Origin of the sequence: Micromonospora auratinigra (assembly GCF_900089595.1) — a bacterium.
Taxonomy (GTDB): Bacteria; Actinomycetota; Actinomycetes; order Mycobacteriales; family Micromonosporaceae; genus Micromonospora; species Micromonospora auratinigra.
Genome location: NZ_LT594323.1, coordinates 2,588,733 through 2,608,586, shown reverse-complemented (window position 1 = coordinate 2,608,586; position 19,854 = coordinate 2,588,733). Strand labels below are relative to the sequence as shown.

At 73.6% G+C, this 19,854-nt stretch carries 24 protein-coding genes and 2 pseudogenes; 12 read left to right on the top strand and 14 right to left on the bottom strand.

The window, feature by feature from the left end; all coding sequences use genetic code 11:
* The first annotated feature begins 49 nt into the window (after positions 1–49).
* From GA0070611_RS11695 to GA0070611_RS32225, 3 genes are read left to right on the top strand one after another with little or no spacing between them, the layout of a single operon-like run.
* Positions 50–481, top strand: a complete 432-nt coding sequence (locus GA0070611_RS11695) for a MarR family winged helix-turn-helix transcriptional regulator (protein WP_091662478.1) — start codon at positions 50–52, stop codon at positions 479–481.
* Positions 471–911 (top strand): hypothetical protein, encoded by a 441-nt coding sequence (locus GA0070611_RS11690; RefSeq protein WP_091662475.1) that lies wholly within the window; start codon positions 471–473, stop codon positions 909–911. Before GA0070611_RS11695 ends, GA0070611_RS11690 begins: the two co-directional genes overlap by 11 nt.
* A 50-nt stretch (positions 912–961) precedes the next feature.
* Positions 962–1,090, top strand: a complete 129-nt coding sequence (locus tag GA0070611_RS32225) for a hypothetical protein (RefSeq protein WP_269456360.1) — start codon at positions 962–964, stop codon at positions 1,088–1,090.
* A gap of 144 nt (positions 1,091–1,234) precedes the next feature.
* On the opposite strand, the gene GA0070611_RS31790 is transcribed toward GA0070611_RS32225, so the two are convergent.
* The 5 genes and pseudogenes from GA0070611_RS31790 to GA0070611_RS11670 all read right to left on the bottom strand — a co-directional run bounded on the left by GA0070611_RS31790 (position 1,235) and on the right by GA0070611_RS11670 (position 5,389).
* Positions 1,235–2,629, bottom strand: coding sequence for an RICIN domain-containing protein (locus GA0070611_RS31790; protein ID WP_091662472.1), 1,395 nt, complete (start codon positions 2,627–2,629; stop codon positions 1,235–1,237).
* 100 nt (positions 2,630–2,729) lie between these two features.
* Positions 2,730–3,080 (bottom strand): alpha-L-fucosidase C-terminal domain-containing protein, encoded by a 351-nt coding sequence (locus GA0070611_RS32390; RefSeq protein ID WP_331715352.1) that lies wholly within the window; start codon positions 3,078–3,080, stop codon positions 2,730–2,732.
* Positions 3,078–4,025 (bottom strand): annotated as a pseudogene (locus tag GA0070611_RS31785) (alpha-L-fucosidase); the annotation flags it as partial. The pseudogene GA0070611_RS31785 and the gene GA0070611_RS32390, both read right to left, overlap by 3 nt.
* Before the next feature lie 271 nt (positions 4,026–4,296).
* Positions 4,297–4,515, bottom strand: a pseudogene (locus tag GA0070611_RS32495) (RICIN domain-containing protein); the annotation flags it as partial.
* On the bottom strand, positions 4,493–5,389 hold the full coding sequence (locus GA0070611_RS11670; RefSeq protein ID WP_231921421.1) for an alpha/beta fold hydrolase: 897 nt from the start codon (positions 5,387–5,389) through the stop codon (positions 4,493–4,495). The gene GA0070611_RS11670 and the pseudogene GA0070611_RS32495, both read right to left, overlap by 23 nt.
* A 185-nt stretch (positions 5,390–5,574) precedes the next feature.
* Here GA0070611_RS11670 and GA0070611_RS11665 point away from each other — a divergent pair, with 185 nt between their 5' ends.
* Positions 5,575–6,447 carry an AraC family transcriptional regulator gene (locus GA0070611_RS11665; protein ID WP_231921420.1) on the top strand — a complete coding sequence of 291 codons (873 nt, stop codon included), beginning with the start codon at positions 5,575–5,577 and terminating at the stop codon, positions 6,445–6,447.
* Here the strand turns inward: GA0070611_RS11665 and GA0070611_RS11660 are convergent.
* Positions 6,341–6,643: a cellulose binding domain-containing protein gene (locus GA0070611_RS11660; RefSeq protein WP_269456369.1), complete on the bottom strand. Its 303-nt coding sequence runs from the start codon at positions 6,641–6,643 to the stop codon at positions 6,341–6,343. The two genes, GA0070611_RS11665 and GA0070611_RS11660, sit on opposite strands and share 107 nt — an antisense overlap.
* A gap of 157 nt (positions 6,644–6,800) precedes the next feature.
* On the opposite strand from GA0070611_RS11660, the gene GA0070611_RS11655 reads away from it, so the two are divergent.
* Complete coding sequence (locus GA0070611_RS11655) at positions 6,801–7,283, top strand: hypothetical protein (RefSeq protein ID WP_157740303.1); 483 nt, start codon at positions 6,801–6,803, stop codon at positions 7,281–7,283.
* 34 nt (positions 7,284–7,317) lie between these two features.
* Here GA0070611_RS11655 and GA0070611_RS11650 read toward each other — a convergent pair whose 3' ends face one another.
* On the bottom strand, positions 7,318–8,586 hold the full coding sequence (locus GA0070611_RS11650) for a hypothetical protein (protein ID WP_231921419.1): 1,269 nt from the start codon (positions 8,584–8,586) through the stop codon (positions 7,318–7,320).
* A gap of 46 nt (positions 8,587–8,632) precedes the next feature.
* A complete protein-coding gene (locus GA0070611_RS11645) occupies positions 8,633–9,139 on the bottom strand; it encodes a DUF2199 domain-containing protein (RefSeq protein ID WP_231921418.1) in 507 nt (168 codons plus the stop codon).
* A gap of 72 nt (positions 9,140–9,211) precedes the next feature.
* Between GA0070611_RS11645 and GA0070611_RS11640 the strand changes: the two genes are divergently transcribed.
* The 3 genes from GA0070611_RS11640 (at position 9,212) to GA0070611_RS11630 (ending at position 10,747) form a co-directional block, all read left to right on the top strand.
* Entirely contained in the window at positions 9,212–9,454 is a 243-nt protein-coding gene (locus tag GA0070611_RS11640) for a hypothetical protein (protein ID WP_231921417.1), read from the top strand.
* On the top strand, positions 9,451–10,110 hold the full coding sequence (locus GA0070611_RS11635) for a GyrI-like domain-containing protein (RefSeq protein ID WP_091662457.1): 660 nt from the start codon (positions 9,451–9,453) through the stop codon (positions 10,108–10,110). The genes GA0070611_RS11640 and GA0070611_RS11635 overlap by 4 nt, the downstream gene beginning before the upstream one ends.
* A gap of 61 nt (positions 10,111–10,171) precedes the next feature.
* Complete coding sequence (locus tag GA0070611_RS11630) at positions 10,172–10,747, top strand: nucleoside monophosphate kinase (RefSeq protein WP_091662453.1); 576 nt, start codon at positions 10,172–10,174, stop codon at positions 10,745–10,747.
* Positions 10,748–10,826: 79 nt separating this feature from the next.
* Here GA0070611_RS11630 and GA0070611_RS11625 read toward each other — a convergent pair whose 3' ends face one another.
* The 4 genes from GA0070611_RS11625 to GA0070611_RS11610 all read right to left on the bottom strand — a co-directional run bounded on the left by GA0070611_RS11625 (position 10,827) and on the right by GA0070611_RS11610 (position 15,962).
* Positions 10,827–11,966, bottom strand: coding sequence for an FAD-dependent oxidoreductase (locus tag GA0070611_RS11625; protein WP_091662448.1), 1,140 nt, complete (start codon positions 11,964–11,966; stop codon positions 10,827–10,829).
* A 76-nt stretch (positions 11,967–12,042) separates the two neighbouring features.
* Complete coding sequence (locus tag GA0070611_RS11620) at positions 12,043–12,747, bottom strand: TetR/AcrR family transcriptional regulator (protein WP_091662444.1); 705 nt, start codon at positions 12,745–12,747, stop codon at positions 12,043–12,045.
* Positions 12,748–12,801: 54 nt separating this feature from the next.
* Positions 12,802–14,727: an alpha/beta hydrolase family protein gene (locus GA0070611_RS11615; protein ID WP_231921416.1), complete on the bottom strand. Its 1,926-nt coding sequence runs from the start codon at positions 14,725–14,727 to the stop codon at positions 12,802–12,804.
* 137 nt (positions 14,728–14,864) lie between these two features.
* Positions 14,865–15,962 (bottom strand): hypothetical protein, encoded by a 1,098-nt coding sequence (locus tag GA0070611_RS11610; protein WP_091662440.1) that lies wholly within the window; start codon positions 15,960–15,962, stop codon positions 14,865–14,867.
* Between the two features lie 159 nt (positions 15,963–16,121).
* Here GA0070611_RS11610 and GA0070611_RS11605 point away from each other — a divergent pair, with 159 nt between their 5' ends.
* The 4 genes from GA0070611_RS11605 to GA0070611_RS11590 all read left to right on the top strand — a co-directional run bounded on the left by GA0070611_RS11605 (position 16,122) and on the right by GA0070611_RS11590 (position 18,557).
* Positions 16,122–16,484, top strand: a complete 363-nt coding sequence (locus GA0070611_RS11605; protein ID WP_091662436.1) for an ArsR/SmtB family transcription factor — start codon at positions 16,122–16,124, stop codon at positions 16,482–16,484.
* On the top strand, positions 16,481–16,963 hold the full coding sequence (locus GA0070611_RS11600) for an SRPBCC family protein (RefSeq protein WP_091662432.1): 483 nt from the start codon (positions 16,481–16,483) through the stop codon (positions 16,961–16,963). The genes GA0070611_RS11605 and GA0070611_RS11600 overlap by 4 nt, the downstream gene beginning before the upstream one ends.
* The gene (locus tag GA0070611_RS11595; RefSeq protein WP_091662427.1) at positions 16,950–17,519 is read left to right on the top strand and encodes a TIGR03086 family metal-binding protein; all 570 of its coding nucleotides are present in this window, start codon (positions 16,950–16,952) and stop codon (positions 17,517–17,519) included. Before GA0070611_RS11600 ends, GA0070611_RS11595 begins: the two co-directional genes overlap by 14 nt.
* Before the next feature lie 144 nt (positions 17,520–17,663).
* Positions 17,664–18,557, top strand: coding sequence for a septum formation family protein (locus GA0070611_RS11590; protein ID WP_091662424.1), 894 nt, complete (start codon positions 17,664–17,666; stop codon positions 18,555–18,557).
* Between the two features lie 27 nt (positions 18,558–18,584).
* Here GA0070611_RS11590 and GA0070611_RS11585 read toward each other — a convergent pair whose 3' ends face one another.
* Together GA0070611_RS11585 and GA0070611_RS11580 are read right to left on the bottom strand one after the other, a co-directional pair.
* The gene (locus GA0070611_RS11585) at positions 18,585–18,944 is read right to left on the bottom strand and encodes a hypothetical protein (protein ID WP_091662419.1); all 360 of its coding nucleotides are present in this window, start codon (positions 18,942–18,944) and stop codon (positions 18,585–18,587) included.
* Positions 18,945–18,998: 54 nt separating this feature from the next.
* A complete protein-coding gene (locus GA0070611_RS11580) occupies positions 18,999–19,712 on the bottom strand; it encodes a hypothetical protein (protein ID WP_091662415.1) in 714 nt (237 codons plus the stop codon).
* Positions 19,713–19,854 lie beyond the last annotated feature (142 nt).

Sequence of the window (19,854 nt, the reverse complement as noted above, 5' to 3'; positions counted from 1 at the left end):
CCGGCGGGGGCAGCTTTACAATCCTGATTACGTAACCTAGCTTGAAGAAATGTCCGACGGGGTGGCACGTGACCTGCGATTGGTGGTGGGCCGGCTGGCCCGCCGCCTGCGCCAACTGCACGCGGCGGAGCACGAGGGTGACCGGACCAGCTTCATCGAGTTGGGGGTGCTGACCCGCCTGGTCCGCGAGGGCCCGTCGTCACCCACCCGCCTCGCGGCGGGCGAGCGGGTCACGTCGCAGGCGGTCACCGCCGCGGTCAGCGAACTCGTGCACCGGGGACACCTGCGGCGACGGCCCGACCCCGACGACGGCAGGCGCGTGCTGGTCGAGGTGACCGATACCGGCCGCGCCGCCCTGCACGCCCGCGAACAGGTGCTGGGCGATCGTCTGGCGCACGTCGTCGCCGGGCTCACCGCCGCCGAACGCACGCACCTCGCCTCGGTGATTCCCCTGCTGGAGAAGGTGGCCGATGAACTTTGAAGCGCTGGACGACGCGTCCCCGCACCTCTCGCCTCCGGTCCGGGCCTGGCTGCGCCGGTTCGACACGGCGAGCAGGTCATCGGACGCCGACGAGGTGGCGACGTTGTTCCACGACGTGTTCCTCTCCGCAGACCCGGGGACCGTGGCGGCGGTGCCGCGCACGGTGTTCGCCGGCGTGCTGCCCGGCCGGCGGGAGCTCTTCCGGTCGGCCGGGTTGGGCGAGCCGCGGTTGACCGCGGCGTCCGAGACGCGGGTGGACGCGGCACACACCATCCTGCGCACCGAGTGGAGTGTGCCGCCGCTGCCCGGGATCGACCGCGCCACCGCCGCTCTCGCCTCGTCGTTCCTGCTCCGGCATCTCCCCGGTCGGGAGACAGTCGCGGTGGCGTACCTCAATGAGCGCGACCTCGCCGACATCCTCACCCCCTGACACCACTGCTCGTGACCCCGTATCGTGCCGGAGGGCCAGGGGGCCGAGCGGTGCGGGTGCACAACTCGGTCATGGGCGGTGGCCTGAGCTTCGCCGTGGAGGTCAACGAGGGCTTCCGGTTCGTCAGAGCGGTCGACGCGCTGCGCTACTTCCGGCTCTCCAGCTCGCGGACCTGCTGACCGACGTGCTGGACCACGACCTGGACGGCGCGTACGCCGAGGACCCCGCGGGCCGGCCCTGACCGGCGGTGTCGCTGGTCAGGGCCGGGTCTCGCGGTGCCGGCCACGGGACGGGGTAGCCGGTGCCGTGCCACGGTGGACGCGCTACCGGCGGGTCCACTTCTGGTTCGGCTGGCCGTTGCAGGTCCACACGATCAGCCCGGTACCGTTGCCGGTACCCCCGCCGGACGCGTCGAGGCACAGTCCGGAGCCGGCGGAGACGATGCTGCCGTCCGACCTGAGGGTCCAGCGCTGGTTGGTCTGGCCGTTGCAGCCCCAGATGCCGACCGCCGCGCCGGGCGTGCTGGCCTGGTTGAGGACGTCGAGGCAGACGGACCGACCGAAGGCGCGCAGCTCACCGGCGGAGGTCGGCAGCCACTGCTGGTTCTCGCCGCCGTTGCAGTCCCAGAGCTCGGCCAGCGCTCCCCAGGTCGACGTGTTGTCGGTGACGTCCAGGCAGCGGCCGGACTGGCTGCCGACGAGCGAGAAGCTGACCGGCGCCCAGTCGCCGGTGGCCGTGTCGATGCTCCAACTCTCGTAGAAGGACGGCATGCCGGCGCTGCCGGCGGTGAAGGTGATCGGCAGCCAGATCGGCAGGGAACTGTTCAGGTCACCGGAGTTCCACCGGTCGCCCAGGTAGACGTAGCTGGTCCGGGTGCTGCCGACGACCGGCAGGATGAACGACGTCTGCGAGTTGAACGTCTTGCTCCCGGCGGGCGCGAAGGTGGCGTAGCCGCTCCACGGCCCGCTCGGCGAGGTGGCCGAGGCGTAGTTGTTGTCGTTGCTGGACCAGCCGGTCAGGTGCGAGCCGAAGATGAAGTACCGTCCGCCGGCCTTGACCATGGCGGGGGATTCGAGCGTCGGCAGCAGCGCCGTCGCGGCGACGGCCCTGGTGTAGTCGGTAGACAGCCGGTCGATGCGCAGCCCGTTGGACCGGTCCTCGGTGAGCAGGTAGGCGGTGCCGTCGTCGTCCTTGAACAGCCCCAGGTCCCGGCTCTGGTAGCCGAGCGGGCGGGACGACCCGAGATAGGTGTACGGGCCGCACGGGGTGTCGCTGACGGCCACCCCGGCGCGGGCGTCGGCGTAGCTGCTGTTGTCGATGTGCATCCACATGACGTACTTGCCGGTGCCGCTGTGGTAGATCACCTTGGGTCGCTCGACGATCCGCCCGGCGGCCAGATCGCCCGTGCCGTTGTCCGCCTGGCCCTTGACCAGGGCGTTGGACCTGCGGGTCCAGGTGACCAGGTCGGTCGAGGAGTAGCAGGCGACGGCCGTGAACGTGGAGCCGGCCGTCTTGTCCTCACCGACCAGGTAGTACGTCGAGCCGACCGTGAAGATGCCGGCGCCGTGCGCCTGCAGCCGGGCGCCGCCGGTGTCGTACCAGAGCGCTCCGGGGGTGAGGGTGGCGGGCGCGGCGAGTGCCGGGCTCGCGGTGAGCGCGGTGACGAGCGGGACGAGTACGGCGGTGACGGCCGCTGCCCATCGTCGGGTTCCTGCCATGGACGGTTCCCCTTCGGACGGTGGTGGTGGGTGGTGGTCGGTGACGCTGGTTCATCTCCCGTCGAGCGCGGTGGGTGAAGGACCGGGTGTCGGCTCTGGCTCAGCCGACCCGGGCGGCGCCGGAGACGGTGGCCGGGGTGGCGGCGGGCACCGGTGTCCCGTCGACCTCGACCACCACGACACCGGCGTGGGCGTCAGGCGCGGCGGTGGGCACGGTGACCGTCAGGTGGTCGCCGTCGACGGTGTGGCCCAGCGCGGTGGTGGGGGCATTGAGCAGGTGGACCCGGCGGACGGTGTTCCGCAGCCGGGGGATGTCCAACCTGCCGTCGGTGGGCCAGGTGAACACGTGGGCGTAGAGCCTGCCGGGTTTGGCGGTGAACCGGCCCCACCACGGCTCGGCGCCGAACGGGTTGCCGGTGGTGGCGTGGATGCTGTCGCCGTGGACGTCCATCCAGGCGGCGACGGCCTTGAGGATCGCGGTGGATCCGCTGGTGATCGTGCCGTCGCCGCGGGGGCCGATGTTGAGCAGGTAGTTGCCGTCGCGGCTGACGACGGTGACGAGTTCCTGGACGATCGTGGTGGGGGAGCGGTAGGAGTTCTCCCGGCTCTCGGTCCAGCCCCACGCGCCGTTCATGGTGCAGCAGGTCTCCCAGGGGCGGTCCAGCGGCCGGGGTGGGACCTTCTCCTCCGGGCACGCGAAGTCGCCGAGGCCCAGGTCGCGCTTGACCCGCTCGTTGACGATCAGGTCGGGCTTGCGGGCCAGCAACCAGTCGTAGAGGTCACGGCCGTCGGCCCCGGTCTACCAGTCGTCGGCGGTGGGCGAGGTGCGGTCGGCGCACCAGTCACCGTCGAACCACAGGATCGCCGGGTCGTAGCGGTCGAGCAGTTCCCGCAGGTGGGCTCGCATGTCGGCGAGGTACGCGGTCCGCGCGTCGGGCGAGGCCATGGTCGAGAAGACGGTGTCGGTACGCCGGATCGTCTGCGACGGGTGGTTCCAGTCCAGGATCGAGTAGTAGAGCCCGAACCGGATGCCCTGCCGATCGCATTCGGTGTTCAGCGCGGCCAGCACGTCGGGCCCGTGTCCGGCGTGGTCGCGCAGCTCGTGGTCGGTGCCGCCGGTGAAGCCCGCGACGGCGGAGTTCCACAGCGCGAAGCCGTCGTGGTGCTTGGCGGTGATGACCAGGTACTTCATCCCGGCGGACCGGGCCAGGCCGACGATGGCGGCGGCGTCGAACGCCGACGGGGCGAACTGCGCCGACACCTGGGCCTGGTAGTCGGCCTTGCTCCAGTGCTCGTCGTGGAAGACCCACTCTCCGCGACCGAGACGGGAGTAGCTGCCGAAGTGGATGAACATGCCGAAGCGGGCGGCGTACCACCAGGCCAGCCGGGACGGCACGGAGTACGCCGGGGCCGGGCCGGTGGTGGCGGCCGCGACGGACAGCGGGCTGCCACTGACCAGGTGCCGGCGGTTCGGGTGCGGGTTCACGATCGCTCGCTCCTCCTGGGCGGGCTGCCCGGCGCCGGGTACGGTGCCGGGAGGTCGGGCCGCCGCGGCGGGCGGCTGCCCACCGCGACGGCCCCGTGCTCAGGTGGTCAGGACCCGGCCAACTTCCAGGGCTGGTTGGGGTGGCCGTTGCCGGTGTACTGCGCGATGTCGCCCCGGGAGCGACGGCGGCACCGGCCATGTCGAGGCACATCCCGGTGGCGTGGCCCGGGGTCACCCGGTAGTGGCCGTCCCGCGCGTACGACAGGCTCCAGACCTGGTTGGCGGCGCTGCCACAGGTCCATTGCACCACGTTCACACCGGCTGCGGTGGCTTCACCGGCCCTCGCTCCACACTCGCCCCTGAGGCGCGCGGCGGCGCTACCGGCCGCCGGGCACGGCACCGGCGAAGGCCAGGAGCAGCTCGGCGGTCCGGGACGGGTTCTCCACCATGGGGGAGTGACCGACACCCGGGATGACCTCCACCCGGGCGCCCGGCACGGCACGGTACGCGTCGGCGGACGACGCGCGCCACCGCTGGTCCTCCGCGCCGAAGATCACCAGCAGTGGCCGGCCGAGGGGCGCGAGCCGCTCCGGGATCGGCCGCCGGGTGAGGTAGCCGTCGGACGCGTGCGACGTCGCGGTCAGCGAGTGGTACGTCATGGCGCGCGTGTCGTCGACGAGCTGCTGCGGCGCCTCGAAGCCCGGTGCGAACGCGGTGCCCAGTCCGCGGCGGATCAGGCCGTCGGTGCGGAGCCGCCACAGCAGCTGCCCGACCACCGGCGCGCCGAGCAGCGTGCCGGCGGGCCCGTCGGAGATGAAGGCGTCCATCCGGGGACCTGTGTCGATGAGCGCCAGCGCGGTCACCAGGTCGCCCCGCTGTTCGGCCAGGGCGGTGGCGACGTAGCCACCGGTGGAGTGGCCGACCAGGATCGCGTGTCGGACGCCGAGCCGGTCCAGCGCCTGCCCGACCCGCCGAGCCTGCTGCCCGATGGCGTAGCCGTCCCCGGCCGGCTTGGCGGACCGGCCGTGCCCGAGCAGGTCGATCCGGATGACGCGACGGGACCCGGTCAGCAGCGGCACCACCGGATCCCACCAGCGGGTCGAGGCGCCCAGGCCGTGGATCAGGACGAGCGCCGGGGCGTCGGGCGGCCCGTCCTGACTGACGTGGATGGTCCCGCCGGGGAGGGACAGGGTCGAGTCGCCGGTGGCGTCGGCGGCCTGCCGGTCCACCAGCACCGTGTTCGCCGCCAGCACTCCGGCGACGACGAGGAGCAACGGTACGAGGAGACGGCGTCTCGGGGAGCGGCGCATCCGGTGGTCGGGTTGCGGGAACTGCGGTGCGAGGTCGGGAAGCTGGCGGTCGGACGCTGGCGATTCGGGCATGGCCCCACCGTCGCCGTACGGGGCGGCCGGTGGCTTGGAGGAATGTTCCCCTCGACCGGCGTGCCTAACATGGGGCGGTGCGATCTGCCGTCGAGCGCCACGGCGCTGCCGCGTGGGACGTCGCGCGCCCGGCGCGACCCGGCCGGGTGGCGGGCGCCAGCATGGCGGGGTTCCGGGACCGGGGCACCTCGACGGAGGGCCACCGGGCCATCCCGCACCCGTCGGTGACCGTGGTGGTGGAGTTCGGCGCCGGTCCACTGATCGTGGACGACCCCACCGGCCGGCAGCGGCGGGGCAGTCTCGTCGCCGGGCTCGGATTCGGCGCGGTCCGGGTGCGGGGCGAGCACTTCGCGGCCGTCCAGGTGCGGCTCTCCCCGGTGCTCGTACCGGCGGTGCTCGGCGTCTCCCCGGCGGACCTGGACGGTGCGGTGGCCCCCCTCGACGACCTCTGGGGCCCGCCGCTGGCCCGGCTGCGCGAGCAGCTCGCTGCGGCGTCGACGTGGGCGGAGCGCTTCGCGCTGACCGACGCGGTGCTCGCCCGGTGCAGCCGGGGCGGGACGTCGGTGGATCCGGAGGTGACCTGGGCCTGGCGCCGCATCCTGGCCAGCCACGGTCGGGTCCGGGTCGACAGCCTGGCCGCGGCGGTCGGCTGGAGCCGCAGACGCCTGTGGTCCCGGTTCCACGCGCAGATCGGCCTGCCACCCAAGCGCGCCGCGACGCTGGTCCGGTTCGACCACGCCGCCCACCGCCTGGCCGCCGGCGTGCCCACCGCGCGGGTCGCGGCCGACAGCGGCTACGCCGACCAGTCCCACCTGCACCGCGACGTCCTGGCGTTCACCGGGGTCACCCCGGCGACCGTGGCCCGGGAACCGTGGCTCGCCGTCGACGATGTCGCCTGGCCGGGGCACGCCGCCCGGCACCGCCCGCCCGGCCGGGGCATCCGCCACTGACCGTGCAGGCCGCGCCGTTGAGGGCGCACGAACCCGGCTCGGCGGTGTCACCGGTGTGGTTGGCAGGGAAGCCGATGGTGGTCGAGCCGTTGGCCGGGATGGCGGCGTTGCAGGCCAGGTCCCTGGCGGTCACCTGCCCGGCGGCGGGGGAGTAGGTGGCGTTCCAACCGGAGACGATGCTCTGTCCACCCGGCAGGGTGAAGGTGAGCGATCAGTCGTTCACGGCGGTGGCGCCGGTGTTCGTGACGGTGATGTTCTCGGTCAGCCCGGTGTCCCAGGCGTTGAGGTCGACGGACGCTCACCGCATCGCCCGCCGCCGCGCCGCTGACCGACGGATCGGGCACAATTGCGCGGTGCGGCGGTTCGACAGTGCGGGCGGTGACCTGGTCGTCGGTGTCACCGTCCGGGCGACCATCACCAGCCACGAGCGGTGGGGCGTCATGGCCGAGGTCGTCGGCCACGAGACGATGGGCGCGTCGGTCGACGCCGGCGTGATCGACAGCCCGTCGGGCTCCTCCCGAGCGCTGCCCGAGGAGTACCCGCCGGTCGGCGCGCAGGTCGATGCGGTCGTCCAGGAGATCAGTCGTTATCACCCGCCCGCCTGGATCCGTCTCACCACCCGCGCGACCGACCTGCGTGAGCTGCGCCGGCCGTGCGGATTCTGCGGCCGGCCGACGACCCTCAGCCCCGGCGGCGACGGCGTGACCGTCGACGTGCGCAGCAGTACGGGTCCGGGATGCGCGTCGTTCGACGCGCACCGCTCCTGTCTGGCCGACCGCCTCGACCCGGACCTCGGCGGCGACCGGGCCCGGATCAACGCGGTGGGACGCGACTGACGCCGGTGCCTGTCCGACCGGCTCGTGCGGGTCGTCAGGGATTCGTCGGTGGCGGGGCCGGCAGAACCGGGTTTCCCCGGAGGCCGCCCTCGTCGCAGGGCCACGGGCCGGCGGCGAGCGGCCCGACGCCGGTGTCGGGGAAGAGGTGCAGCTCGTTGTCGAGCGCGAGGGCGACCGTGTCGTCCGCGAGGAGGAGCACCCTGCTCAGCACCGTCCGGTCGTCGTCGGCGCGGTGGAACAGTTCGTGCCTCGTCAGGCCCGCGTCGACGGCCACCAGCGTCCCGTCCCGCCAGAACACCGCGGTGCCGTCGGCGTCGAGCGCCGGATAGCTGGTGTGATAGCCGGTGAGGGCCGGGCCGTCGCGGGTCGAGCCGTCGGGTTCGAGCACCCGGAACCGGGACCGGGACGGCAGGACGTTCTCCGATTCGGGGCCGCAGATCCTGCCCCGCTGGTCGATGAGCCACTGCCCGTGGCTGGGCCAGGTCCGCGCCGGTCGGCCGGCGTGGTCGTGGAGCGTGGTGGCGAACGCCCCGTAGCCCTGGGCGCCGACGAGGAACCGGCCCGGGCCGGCGACGGCCTTGTGGTGGTAGGGGCCGGGCGCGGTGGTCGAGACGACGGCGCCGCGCTCGGAGTCCACGATTGAGCAGCAGCCGATCCCGCTGCGACCGTCACTGATCCCGGCCAGAATGCGGTCGCCGGCCACGAGCAGCGGCTGCCGGTGGTCCGCCACCAGGGTGGACGGCCTCCACTTCTCCTTGGGCCGGAGCTGCCAGCCGGTCGTCACTCCGGCTTCGACGACACCGGAGAACGAGACGGCGTCCAGCCGCAGGCGGGTGGACCAGACCGCGTCACCGGTCTCGTCGTACCGGGCCAGCCGCGCGGCGCTGCCCGGCGGCGGCCGGCGGTACGGCGAGGCCGGCAGCCACAGGGCCAGGAAGCCGTCCGGCATCCGCACCACGGCACCCGGATACTCGCCGGGCTCCTGCTGCGGGATCACCACGCGCCGTGTCGCGCCGTCGGCACCGACGCCGGTCAGGGTGACCCGGGGTGGATCGGCCCCGTCGTGGTGCGTCACCCACACGGTGCCGTCCGTGCCGACGCGTGGCGGGAACGGGCGGCCCGGAAAGCTGCGCTGCCACAGCACAGCCCCGGTCGGGTCAGCTGCGGTGAGCACGGTCGTGTACAGGTTGCGGACGCTCGGGCTGCGGCCCGCGCAGCTGGTCAGGTAGATCGGCCCGGCCGGGTCGGCGCACGCCAGACCCCACACCTGGCCCGGCAGCTCGACGGTGAGCGGTCCCGTCATGCCCGTCCTCCACATCCCGTCCTGGCGGATCGTGTCGCCCGCCGCCTCAGCCCTGGTGCAGCAGGAGCCCGGCGATCTCCCGTACCCGCGCCGTGCTGATGCCGTCGCGTTGTTCGACCGCCAAGGGGTGGTCGGTCGGTTCGAGGACGACGTGCGGTCGGGTGCCGACCCGCTCGGTGTGCACCTCGGTCCTGAGGTTCAAGGTCTCGACGGGATAGACCGGCAGCGCGGTGGACAGCCAACCGAAGTACGCCGGCTCCTGCTCCCGCCCGGGTGTCGTCCAGACATCCAGCATCCGCCGGAAGTTCGCGACGCTCAGCGACACCCAGACGCCCCACTCGAAGTCGGTGTCGGCGTCGAGGACCGGGATGACCAGGCGCGCCCGGACGAAGTAGTGCTGCGCCTGGATGATGCAGATCTCGTCCTCGAGGACGCTGCGGTCGTCGTGTTCGAGGTCCTCGCGCCAGTAGGCCGGAGCCGGGCTCCCGAACGAGAAGGGCACGTCCCCGTGCTGCTGACCGCAACCGTGGCAGGCGAAACCGTGATCGATCACGGGCGAGACGGTACCGGTCCGGCGGCAGGTGAGCGGTCCCCGTGTCCGATATCCCAGCGCTAGCATACGGCGGTGGAGCTGACGCCTGCCGAGCTGACCCTGTTGGGGCTGGTCATCGAACGGCCCCGACACGGCTACGACCCGGAGCGGGTGGTCGCGCAGCGGGGCGTCCGGGAGTGGACCGACATCGGCTTCTCCTCGATCTACTACCTGCTCGCCGAGCTGGAGCGGCGCGGACTGCTGCACGTGCCGGCGGCACCGGCCGCCGCCAGGTCCCGTCGCGTGGCTCGCCAGCCGAGTCCAGGTGTCCCATGACCGACCGGACGACCAGCAAGATCGACTTCAAGAAGACGCTTGACGCCTACCAGGCGCAACGGGGCCGGTTCCGGATCGTCGACGTACCCGACATGCAGTACCTCATGATCGATGGCCACGGCGACCCCAACACCTCACCCGCCTTCACCGAGGCGATCGAGGCGCTCTATCCGACGGCGTACAAGCTGAAGTTCGCCAGCCGGCGTACCCTCGACCGCGACTACGTCGTGCCACCCCTGGAAGGGCTGTGGTGGGCCGACGACATGACGGCGTTCACCACCAGCCGGCACAAGGCACAGTGGAACTGGACGCTGCTGCTCATGGTCCCCGACTGGATCGACCGGTCCATGTTCGCCGCCGCCCTCACGCAGGCGGGCGCCCGGAACCGGCCGGCCCGCCTCGACGACGTCCGCCTCCGGACGCTGTCCGAGGGGCGGTGCGTGCAGACCCTGCACGTCGGCTCCTTCGACGACGAGGCCGAGACCCTCGCCCACCTGCACGACGACGTCATCCCCGGCAACCGGCTCCGGATGACCGGCCGGCACCACGAGATCTACCTCAGCGACTTCCGCAGGGTCGCGCCCGACCGGCAACGCACCATCCTCCGGCAGCCGGTCACCTCCGCCGCCCAGGACGTCCCGCCCGCCGGGAACTGACCGTGACCGGTACGGCGATCCGTCGACAGGCTGCGCTGTCGGCGGACCGGAGGGGGAGAGCGTGCGGCGGAGGATAGCGGTCCTGGCGGAGCCCGGCGTGTACGACGCCTGGGGTGCCGCGACCCTGCTCGGTGCGACCGTGCGGCTGCCGGCGCACAACGTCGGGGACCTCGCCCGCGCGGCTGTGCGGAGCGGCTCGGCGTGGGGGCGGCGGTTCACCGGCCACATGCAGGCCGGCGAGCTGATCCCGGAGGAGGTGCTGGCCGAGTTCGTCGCGGACACGCTGGACCGCTCACCGGTCGGTTGGGTGCTGTTCGGCCACCCACGGACCGTGCGGCACGCCGAGCTGCTGGCCGCACACGGCCACGCGCCGGACACCGTCATCCAGGTGACGTTCGACGAGGACCGGATCGACCGGGACTGGCGGCTGACGGCACGCCGGGCCGAGCTGCCCCACCTGCTCGCCGAGCACCGGCTGCACACCGCTGCGCTGCGGGCGTTCTATCGCAATGTCGACGCCTTTCACGCGGTACCTCAGCACGGGTCGGTCGAGGAGCTCGCGGCCGATCTCCAGGCGGTCGTGACCCGGCCCGTCATCCGCGGGACGAGCCCCGAGCCGCACCCGCGACCGACCTGACGGTGGACGCCTCCGCGCCGGGTGGGCGTCGGCATCACGCGCCGTCGGCCGGGCCGGGGTCCGGCGTTCGCCGACGCACTCAGGCGGCGGACCGTTCGTAGGCGGCGAACTGGTCGAGCAGGCTGTGCGGGGCGGCGTCGTCGAAGCAGAGCTCCAGGTTCCGCGCGGCTTCCCCGGCGGCCTCCGCGCTGCGCGGGAACAGGTCCCGCTCGTACCCGGTCAGGGCCGCCTCGACGTCGCCCGGGTGTGCCGCGAGGGCCCGGCCGAGTTCGGCGCCGTCGAGCATGGCGAGGTTGGCGCCCGCGCCGGCGAACGGCGACATGAGGTGGGCGGCATCGCCGAGCAGGGTGATCCCGGGTACCCGGTCCCAACGGTGCCCGACCGGGAGGGCGTGGATGGCGCGGGGCACGAGCGGGCCGTCCGCGTCGGTGATCAGGGCGTGGAACTCCGGCGCCCAGTCGTCGAACGCGGCGACCAGGGCGGCCTTGCCCGCGCCGGGGTCGGTCCAGTCGACCGTGTGGAGCCACTCGGCCGGTCTGGTCAGGGCGGCGTAGACGTGCAGGCTGCCGTCGGTCTCCCGGTGGGCGAGGAAGCCCCGGCCGGGACCGAGGGCGAAGAGCATGCCGGCGCCGACGAGCCGCGCGGGCACCGGGTGCCGCGCGTCGGCGTCGCGGTGGTCGAGCTCCACGAAGGACATGCCGGTGTACGTCGGCGTGGCGTCGGACAGCAGCGGCCGGATCCGTGACCAGGCCCCGTCCGCGCCGACCAGCAGCGTGGAGGTGACGCTGGTGCCGTCGGCGAGGGTCAGCGCGTGCCGGCCGTCGCCGAGCGGGCGTACCGCGCTGACCTTGTCGCCCCAGCGGACGGTGCCGGCGGGCAGCGAGTCGAGCAGCATCCGACGCAGCCGGCCGCGGTCGACCTCGGGCCGGTTCCCGTCGCCGTCGTCGGTCTCGTCGGCGTGCACCGTGCCGTGCCGGTCGAGGACCCGCGTCGCCTCGCCGCCGGGGTGGACGATCGTCCGGAACTCGTCGAGCAGGCCGGCGGCGTCGAGGGCCACCTGGCCGGTGTCGTGGTGGATGTCGAGCATGCCGCCCTGCGCCCGGGCGTCGGCAGCGGTGTCCCGCTCGTGGACGATCGACGGGATGCCGTGCAGGTGCAGCACCCGGGCGAGGGTCAGGCCGCCGAGGCCGGCGCCGACGATGATCACGGGAGTGGTCATGATTCCTCCGAGGAATGCGTTCGTTACGAACATGTTCGTCATGGGTGTGCGGAGGCGTGCGCCGCCGCGCCTGCGGTCAGCGGGCGGGTTCCGGTCGGGGCGGTGCGACGGAGTGGATGCCGGCGATCAGGGCCTCGAAGGTCCAGGCCAGCCGTTGCGGACCGGTGCCGGAGAACAGGTCGTCGCGGGCGCGGGCGACGTCCGGGTGGTCGGTCTCCTCCGCCTCGCGCAGCGCCTCCACCAGGAGGTCGTGCTCGCCGTCGGCCTCGACCGCCTCGTCCCGGGTGCCCTGTTCGGCGGCCGTGGCGGTGCAGTGTTGCAGGAGCAGGTCGACACCCCACGCCGCCTGCGCCGTCGGCACGCCTCCGGCGTGCAGGAGGCCGAGCACCCGGTCGATCAGTCGGACGTAGTTCGGCCCCGAGGGGCGCAGGGTCAGCACCGAGCGGGCCAGGCTCGGATACCTGATCAACAGCTCGGTGTATTCGGTGAGCAGGGCGCGCAGGTCCGCGCGCCACCGGTCCTCCGCGCCGCCGGTCGCGGGCAGGTGCAGGTCGCTCAGCAACTCGTCCAGGATCGCGCCGTGCAGCTCGGCCATGTTGTGCACGTACACGTAGAGCGAGGCCGGGCCGGTGTCGAGTTCGGCGGCCAGGCGGCGCATCGTCACGCGCTCCAGCCCTTCCTCCCGCATGATCCGCAGCGCCACGGCGACGGTGCCCGCGCGGCTCAGCGGGGGCTTGGCGGGCCGGTCACGGCGGCTGACCGGGGTGCGGCGGGGGCTCATAACGCGATCGTAGCGAACATGTTCGTCAGAAGCGAGCGGCTCGGGCGCCCGGATTCAGCCGAGCCACCTGTCGAACCACGCCCGGGTACGCCGCAGCACGTCGAGCTGGTGGGACCGTTCGCGGATCGCGTGGTTCTCCCGGGGGTAGACGACGTACTCGTGCTCGACCCCGAACGCACGCAGTGCGCGGTGGAAGAACTCGGCCTGGGACACCGGCACGTTGGTGTCCTCCTCGCCGTGCAGGATCAGCACCGGCGTGCGGACCCGGGCGGCGTACGAGATCGGGCTGAGCCGGTCGTGGTGGTGCGGACCCGGCCCCTCCCAGCCGTGGCTGCCGCCGAGGGCGGCCTCGAACCGACCCTGCTCGCCGGTCGCGGCGAGCATCCCCCAGTCGCTGATGCCGGCGCCCGTCACGGCGGCCCGGAACCGGTCGGTCTGCCCGACCGCCCACGCGGCCAGGAATCCGCCGTGGCTCCAGCCGCCGATGCCCAGCCGGTCCGGGTCGGCGACGCCGTCGGCGACGAGCAGGTCGATGCCGGCGCAGACGTCGGGCCAGTCGGCCAGGCCGACCGCGCCGGCGACGCGGACCGCGAAGTCGTGGCCGTGCCCCCGGCCGCCGCGCGGGTTCGGCAGGAAGACCGCGTAGCCCGCGGTGGCCAGCCACTGGCCGGACGGATGCCAGTCGAGCATGAGCCGGTCGGCGTGCCGGTCGTACGGCCCCCCGTGCACCAGCGTCACCAGCGGGAACGGCCCGTCGTCGGGGGCGCGGCCAGCGGGCAGGATCAGCAGCCCGTCCAGTGGCAGCCCGTCCGCCGCCCGGTACGACAACCGCTGCTGGACGCCCCACCGCACGTCGCGCAGTTCGGGCCGTAGGTCGCTGAGCCGGGTCAACGGACCCGCCGTCGGGCCGGCGTGGACGTCCTTGGGCCGGTACGAGGTGCTCAACACCGCCGCCACGACGTCCCCGTCCCGGCTGGTGGTCAACGAGGTGGCCAGACCCTCCACCCGGGACACCGGGGCGAGCCGGGGCCCGTCCGGATCGAGCCGGTGGATCGCGGTGTCGAGCCCGTCGGCGACCAGCACCAGCGGCGGACCGGTGTCGACCTGGACGAGGCCGCTGGGACAGACGGTCGTGCCGGCGGTCAGGTTGCGGTGCTCACCCGCCGGACCGCGCGACGGCACGGTGACGTCGAGCACGGCGTCGCCGCCCACCAGGGCGGGCGGAGTCGTGGCCAGGTACGCCAGGTGCCAGCCGTCGGCGGCCGCCCACCAGACGAGCGAGGACGCGCCGGCTGCGGCCGGGCCGAGGTCCCGCGCGACGCCGCTGACGGGGTCGAGCAGGTGCAGAGCAGGCTCCACCAGGCCCGGGTCCACCTCGGGAGCCGACCAGGTCAGCACGGCCAGCAGCCCGTCGTCGGGCCGCTGGGCCACCTCGACGACATGACGGTCGCCGAACGCGTCCGGCGTCCGGACCCGTCCGCTGCCGACGTCGAGCAGCCGCAGCCGGTCCGGTCGTACCCGCTCGCCCCGGACCCGGGCGTCGTCCCGCTCCCGCACCCGGCGCTCGTCCTCGGCGGTCGGTTCGTCGGCGGCGATCAGTACGACCAGGTCGGGCTCGGCCAGCGGAAGATGTCCGGACACCCCGCCGGCCCAGGCGGTGACGGCCCGCGTCGCGCCGTCGACGAGCCCCACCCGGTGCAGCTGCGCGGTGCCCCGCTCGGCCCGGTCGGAGAGGAAGTGGACCGTCCGGGAGTCGGCGGCCCATCGCGGCGCCGACTCGTACGCCTCGTCCGAGGTCAGGCGGCGCGGAGCGGTGGCACCGTCGACGGCGGCGACCCAGAGTTCACTGACCGGTCGGTCGCCGGCCCGCGCGAGCGGGGCGACCACGTAGGCGACCCAGTTGCCGTCCGGTGACAGCGTCACCGCCTGCGGGGCCCACCCGTCGACCACGGACTCGGCGGTGAGCGGTGCGCGGGCCACCGGAGCACGGTATCGATCGACGGCCACAGCGGCCACCCCGCCGGCACGTGGCAGCGCGGGCCGCTGCGGTCGCGACGGTGGACCAGGTAGCCCTGCTGGCAACGCCCGGGCCGGACCGGCGGCCGGAGCGCCGTCGGTCAGAGCAGGCCGCGGTCGCGGAACCGGGCGAGCCGGTCCGGTGTCAGGCAGTCGGCCAGGTTGCGCTCCAGGTCGACCAGTTCGAGGTCGGTCGGGTACACGACGAAGTCGTCGGTGACGGGCAGGGTGCTCGACCAGTCGTGCCGGTTGAGCCGGGTCGCCACCGCGCAGAGCAGCCGCCGGCCCCGCTCGGAGCCGGCTCTCACGTCGAGGTCGGCGGCGTCGTGCAGGGCCAGTTCCTGTCGTACCAGCCGGATCGCGTCGACGTCGTCGAGGAGGACGTCGGTGGCGGCCTCGAAGTCGGCCGGAGACCAGGCCACTGAGGGCTCGACCGCCGCCAGCGCGGCGCGCTCGTCCCCGGTCGCGGCGTGCACCTCGAGGGTCAGCGGGTCCGACCGGTGGTAACTCAGCGCGACGCAGTCGGCGGGGCCGTCGAGCGCGAGGCCCGCCACGGCGTCCGGCACCCGCGCGCACAGCATGTCCTCGATGCGCCGGCACGCCGTGTCGAGGTCGAATCCGGCCGGCGGCCGCTCGTAGCGCACCAGCGTCCGCCCGTCCGTGACCTCCGCGATCCGGACCAGGCCACGCTCGTCGTGCGCCACCGTCAGCACCGAGGGAGCCCGGCCCGCGTACGCGATCTCGACGCGGCTGATCCGACCCTCGGCGTAGGTGTAGGACTCCCGTCCCGAGCCGTGCCGCGCCGTCGTCTCGGCCGCGCGCATCAGACCGTCGGAGAAGCGGTACTCGTGCAGGTGCACGGGCCCGTCCGCGCCGAAGCGGGCCGCCTCGACCAGGTCACCGTGGTGGCGGAGGAACATCTCCTGGTGTCGGCGGCCGTGCAGGAAGCCGCTGTACTCCTCGACCACCACCACGCGGGCCTCGGCGTCGAACCCGATGCGCAGCACGTCCCGGTCCAGCGGTGGCCGGACCGCCAGCGGGTGGCCCGGCTTGAGCAGCTCCCGCTCGAAGTGCAACGGGCGGAGGTCGAGCCCCGGCCAGGCGTACCACTCCCAGCGCGCGACGAGCGACGTGGCCGCTGTCCTTCGGCTGTCGTACTCGTCGGCGAGCTGTGCGAACCGCGCGGCGAGACCGGACATGAGCGGGATCCTACTGGCCACCGTTCCTCGGCCCGACACGGTCGTCGACGGCCGGTAAGAACCGGATCTACCTGGATTATCAACCATGCGGTTGACTCGGATTGCCATCGGTCGCTAGGGTCAATTTCAACCACAAGGTTGAAAGTTCGGAGGTGGGCGATGGCGGCGGACACGCTGTCGCGGGTCTTCGCGGCACTCGCGGATCCGACCAGGCGGGACATGGTGGCCCGGCTCGCGGCGGGCGACGCCACCGTCAACCAGCTCGCCGAGCCGTACCCGATGACGCTCCAGGCGGTCTACAAGCACCTCAAGGTGCTGGAGGACGCCGGGGTGGTGAGCAGGCCGGCGGGGCCGCAGCCCCGTCCGGTGCGACTGGAGGCGGAGGTCTTCGACCTGATGGACACGTGGATCGAGCGCTACCGGCACCGGGCCGAACAGCGCTACCGCCGGCTCGACGCCGTCCTGGCCCAGCTCGACCAGGAGGCGACGACCGACCCGACCGAGAAGGGAACCACGACATGAGCGGCAACGCCGAGACCACCATCGAGGCCGACCCGAAGGTGCCGGTCATCCGGCTGTCCCGGGAGTTCGACGCCACGCCCGAGCAACTGTTCCGGGCGCACACCGATCCGCGGCTGTTCGCCCAGTGGGTCGGTCCCGACCGGATGGACACCCGCATCGAGGAGTGGGACGCGCGCTCCGGCGGCAGCTGGCGCTACGTCGCCACCCGCGACGGCCAGGAGTACGCGTTCCGGGGCTGCTTCCACGACGTGCGGCCGGACCGGATCGTGCAGACGTTCACCTTCGACGGGCAGCCCGACGGGGTGGCGCTGGAGACGCTCTGGTTCGAGCGGCTCGACAACGGTCGCACCCTGCTGCGGGCCCAGTCCCTGGTGGAGAGCTTCGAGGCCCGGGACGCCTGGCTCGCCAGCGGCATGGAGGTCGGCGTCGACCAGGGGTACGCCAAGCTCGACAGGCTGGTGGCCGATGGCGCCGTCTGACGGGCCCGCCGAACGGCACCGCCAGGTCGGCCGCGCGTTCACCGACCGGGTCCGGGGCACCCGCTCCTGGGACGTGCCCGCGCCGGTCGCGGGATGGACCGCCCGGGACGTCGTACGCCATCTGGTCGACTGGTTGCCGCCGTTCCTGGCCGGCGGCGCCGGGGTCCGGCTGCCGGCCGGACCGGCGGTCGACGACGACCCGGCTGCCGCCTGGCAGCACCACTGCGACGCGGTGCAGTCCCTGCTGGACGACCCGGGCACGAGTGGCCGCCGGCTGACCAATCCGCACCTCGGCGAGCTGCCGCTGGACCGGGCGATCGACCAGTTCTACACCACCGACGTCTTCCTGCACACCTGGGACCTGGCCCGGGCCACCGGCCAGGACGACCGCCTCGACCAGGACTCCTGTGCCCGGTTGCTGGCCGGAATGGAGCCGATGGAGCAGCTCATCCGCTCGTCCGGCCAGTACGGTCCCCGGGTGCCGGTGCCGGCGGACGCCGACGCGCAGGACCGGCTGTTGGGCTTCATCGGCCGCGACCCGGCCTGGGTGCCCTGACCGGAGGCGGGCCGGCCACGCGGTCCGGGCGTCGGCCCGGCGCCGCGTCGGCCCCGGCCCGTCGCGGCGACGGATCCGGGGCGCGGCCGGCCCCGCCGGGAACGTATGCTGCCCGCGTTCACACGGGGCGCGGGGAGAGCTGGCATGCGACGGTGGCGACGTGGGGCGGCGCTGGCCGCCGCGGTCATGATGGTGCTGTCCGGCTGCGGCGCGCCGGCCGGCACGGACGGCGACCTCGTGGACGACTGGAGCCTGGTCGGCGAGGTGCGGCAGTTCACCCCGGCGGTGGGCGACTGCCACCTGATCGGTGATCCCACCGGCTACCTGAGCAGCTACCAGCCGGTGGACTGCGGCCGGGCGCACCTGGTCGAGACGTTCCACGTCGGCCGGTTCACCGGCGCGTCGGCGGCCCGGCCCACGCCACCGAAGGTCGGTTCGGCGGCGCTGCGGCCGGCGTACGCCGAGTGCGACACCCGGGCCCGTGAGTTTCTCGGCGGGGACTGGCACGGAGCCCGGCTGGTGGTGCAGGTCGTGCCGCCGTCGCCGAACGGCTGGGCGGGCGGCAGCCGCTGGTTCCGCTGCGACCTCTTCGAGGTCAGTGCCGTCGAGACCGGTGCCGACAACGAGTCGGACTGGCCCGCCCAGCACGCCGGCACCCTGCGCGACGCGCTCAAGGACCCGGCATCGCCGCTGGCGTACGGGTGCGCGTCGCCGCACACCGGAGGGACGGTCCAGGTGTCGTGCGCCGCGCCGCACTGGATCGAGTACGCCGGCACCTGGACCGCCCCGGAGACGCCCTTCGCCGCGCTGGCCGGCAACGAGAACCGGATCAACGCCGCCTGCCGGACGGTGATCGCCGGCTACGTCGAGCTGCCCGTCGACCGGCTGCTGCCGTACCGCACCGGCAGCCTGTACGGGCTGCCCTCGCAGGCGGCCTGGGCCCGGGGCGACCGGCAGGTCCGCTGCTTCCTCTGGTCCTACACGCAGCTGAAGCGATCGGTGCGGGGTGCCGGACCGGCGGCGCTGCCGGTGCGCTGAGCGGCGCCGGCCGGGGCGCGGGTCCGCTCAGCCGGCGGGGTGCCCGGGCACCGGTTCCAGCCGTCCCCGGTCCCGGACGAAGCGCAGCGACTCGCCGTCGTCCACCCGCCAGCCCGACGCCAGCGCCGCCCGGATCAGTTCCGCGACCTGCTGCGGCGTGACCGGGGTCAGGGCGAACACCTCGGCGACCCGCTCCGCCGGCGCGGTGATGATCGGCCCGAAGTTCAGCCACGGGTCGTCGAAGGCCACCTGGACCTCCAACCGGCAACCCGACCTGCCCGGCACGGGCCAGATCCGCAGGGCGACGTGACCGGGGTCGGTCCGGCGGACCGCCCACCCGTACTCGACGCCGTCGACGTGGATCGTCCGCTTGCGGGTCCTGGCCATGGCGCGAGAGTAGGCAGTCCCGCCGCCGAGGGCCAACGGGAATTCCGGCCGCCGTCAGACCAGGAAGCGTTCGCGCATCGTCGCACCCAGGTTGATCCGGCCGACCGGTCGAGGGCCGCCGGGACCGGCCACGTCGAGGGCGTCGTTGCGGCGCATCAGCTCGCGGACCGGCGGCGGTAGCCGGGGCGGGTCGTCGACCTCGGTGAGGATCCGTCCGGTGCTGCCGATCAGCCGGTCGGCCAGCGTGGCGGCGTCGACGTCCACCGGCACCCGGCCGTACTCCCAGCCGGCGGTGGTGAGGTCCAGGATCTCGAAGAGCCCGGTGAGCAGGGGACCGGGATCGACCACCCGGTCGATCCGGGCCGCGCGGTCGCCGACCGCCGTGACGGCGGCGGTCAGCTGCGCGTACGGGTGGAATCCGCACGGCAGCGCGAAGAGCGGCCAGCGCAGCCCCGGTCCGGCCTCCTTCCACAGGGGCCGGTAGTTGCGGCGGTGCACCAGCAGCCGCCGCCCGGTACGCCGGTGGAGCTCGTCGGCCTGGGCCCGCAGGTCCGCGTGGGCCTCCTCGGCGACCTGGCCCACGATCAGGCTCGCCACCACCAGGCCGTCGTCGTCCTTCAGCAGCCCGGTGATCGCCTCCACCTGGGCGGGAAACGGCTCAGGCGCGTGGGCGCCGAAGCGCTGCCGTACCTCGTGGACGAGGGCCTGCTGTCGGGCCGGGTCGAGCCGGACCTTGTTGCCGCCCAGCAGTCGCTGGAGCCACCGCATGTCGCCTCGTCTCCGCAGCCGTCCCGGACCGCGCAATGGTAGTGGGTCCGCTCGTCCCGCGCCCGTAGGGGGCGGCGACGCGCCGGTCGCCGGGTCCGGCGTGGACGGGGTACCCGTTGCCCGGTCACCATCGGTGCACGGC